Source organism: Bradyrhizobium sp. (assembly GCF_019244115.1).
Taxonomy (GTDB): domain Bacteria; phylum Pseudomonadota; class Alphaproteobacteria; order Rhizobiales; family Xanthobacteraceae; genus Bradyrhizobium.
On the sequence record NZ_JAFATE010000205.1, the window covers coordinates 1 to 2,100 of the forward strand.

Annotated in this window: 3 protein-coding genes; all 3 read right to left on the reverse strand. The window is 61.0% G+C overall.

Going from position 1 to position 2,100, the window contains the following annotated elements; all coding sequences use genetic code 11:
- Positions 1–460: 460 nt before the first annotated feature.
- On the reverse strand, positions 461–1,444 hold the full coding sequence (locus JOZ76_RS09060) for an alpha/beta hydrolase (RefSeq protein ID WP_291698288.1): 984 nt from the start codon (positions 1,442–1,444) through the stop codon (positions 461–463).
- A gap of 14 nt (positions 1,445–1,458) precedes the next feature.
- On the reverse strand, positions 1,459–1,734 hold the full coding sequence (locus JOZ76_RS09065) for a hypothetical protein (RefSeq protein WP_291698289.1): 276 nt from the start codon (positions 1,732–1,734) through the stop codon (positions 1,459–1,461).
- 50 nt (positions 1,735–1,784) lie between these two features.
- Positions 1,785–2,100, reverse strand: a 316-nt coding sequence (locus JOZ76_RS09070) for a cupin domain-containing protein (protein WP_291698290.1), incomplete at its 5' end; no start/stop codon positions are given.

Consider the following 2,100-nt stretch of genomic DNA (forward strand, 5'->3'; position numbering starts at 1 on the left):
CACGGCACGCCGTTTTTATTCCCTCGAATCGCCAAACTTGACGTTTTTCGCTCTGACCCGCAACCCGGAGCCGGAGGCGGCTCGGTAGGCCGCAGGGCTCTGAACCGGCCCTCCCGGAGGGTTGCGCTCCAGGGGAAAAGGGCAGCTGCAGCCCCTCGTTGCTTGAGGGTCAGGCGCTCGAAGCCGGTGGCCGTCATGGGACCCGGCCGACCGAATGCTTAGGGTTAAGTACCACGAAATTCTCACGATTGGGTGCAACGAAAACGCCGGATTTGCAGGGTTAAGGGCAATGTTCACCCCTTCGCGTGAAAATGCTTACGATAAAGTACAACGCGACACCGGACGCTGAGAGTGCCGACAGTTGGACCGAGGCAAACCAACGTCCTACAAAGCCACCGCCGTCGAGCGACCCCGAGTATAAAGTCCTGGTGCGATTCATTTGGTCCCGTAGTCAACTATTTCAAGGCTTTCCCGCCATCGCGTCGTCAAGCCATTGATACAAAATGTCCTCGGCTCCGGGATTGCCCATGTGAGGCCGGTCGCCTCTGGCAATCAGGTCCTTTTTGTCGCCTCCCATTCCCACGATGAAATTGTCTTCGATCGGGAAGATGGAGTCTTCCATGCCGTCGATCACGAGCAGCTTGCCGCTCGGCTGTTGCAGCACGCCGGCCGTGAGCAGGCTGAATTTCTGCGCGTCGGCTGCGTACGCCCTCACAGGGTCAGGCCCACGGTAGCCGAACTTGTAGGCCAGCGCCTCGGCCAAGGCGAAAGGATACTCCATCTGGTTCTGCGCGCGAATCCACTCAGGCTCGAACATGTAATGACAGCCACCGCCTTGGGCCACCACCGCAAAGAGACGCTCTGCATGGGTATGCGCGATCCGCATCGCGTAGTATCCGCCCGTGCTGATGCCGCGAGCCACGATTTTAGTTAGAGCGAAATGGTGGTCAGCCGCGTTGGCGGCCGCCCAGTCGAGGACGCTGCTCATGAGCCGATCCGGAGCGGTCGGATCATTGGGAGCAGCAGGGCAGTCGCCTGTGCCTGGAATCTCGAAGCTGAGCGTGGCAAACCCGCGGTCCACATGGGCCTGGATGCGCGGCGTGTGGTCGGTCTTGTAGGCATCCAGGCCGCAGATGAAGAGCAGCACCGGCCAGCCGTGCTCGGGCTCCTTGCCGCCGGGCATGCGCAGATACGCCTGGATCGGCACGCGGCGATCACCGGCGGCTTCATCGGCGTGTGTAAACGGAATGTCCACCGGGACGCTTGGCGGGCTTAGATATTGCCCGCCTTTGAGGTACGCCGCCTTTCCGCGTTCCCACGCTTCTTGGCTCAGCGGGGAGCGGTTGATTGGGAATCGTGCGATGCGGTAAACGGCTGCCGCCCGCAAGTAGAGGTCGCGCGCGTGCGCGATATCTCTTTGCGCCTCGGCCTGTGCAGCCAACATGACCAGTTTTTCCGCTACCGGGAAAAAAACTTCGCGTATTCGTCTGGCCGGTAAAGGATGCTCGGTTGGTCGTCCGAAACGCTGACGAGTTCCGCGAAGATCGGGTCAAAATCCTGAACATTGGCGTCGGTGAAAGGATAGATGCCGTGCTCGCACGGCTTCCTCCATTTCTGGCTCCATAGAGCCGAGACGGAGTCATGATGGGAGAAGTACGGGAATCCCGCTCGGATGTCCGCCGCGGTGGACTGCACATGGTACGGTGGTGCGAGGATGGTTGTCTTGCGTTTCATGGCGTTTGTCACTTGCCACTTCGTGAACTCGCCCACGCGTCGGGCGCACGTTATGGCTTGAGCAACTCCGTGCGGTACTTCGGGGCGAGTTCTTCCGCTTTCTTTTTGAACGTGGCCTCGGCCTCTTTGTCGGGCTTGGGCGGCGGCGTGGTGCGCGTGGCCACCGCGACGCCGATCTGCGCGAAGAACTCCTCCTGGCCAGCCGGTGCGCACAGGCAGAGCAGGCGCGTGTTTGCCTTGGACGTGTTGGTGAAAGAATGCGGCGCGTTGGCCGGGATGTGCAGGGTTTCGCCAGCGCGCACCGTCGTCTTCTCGCCACGGAAGGCGGCCTCGATCTCGCCTTCCAGAAGCATAAACGTTTCCTCG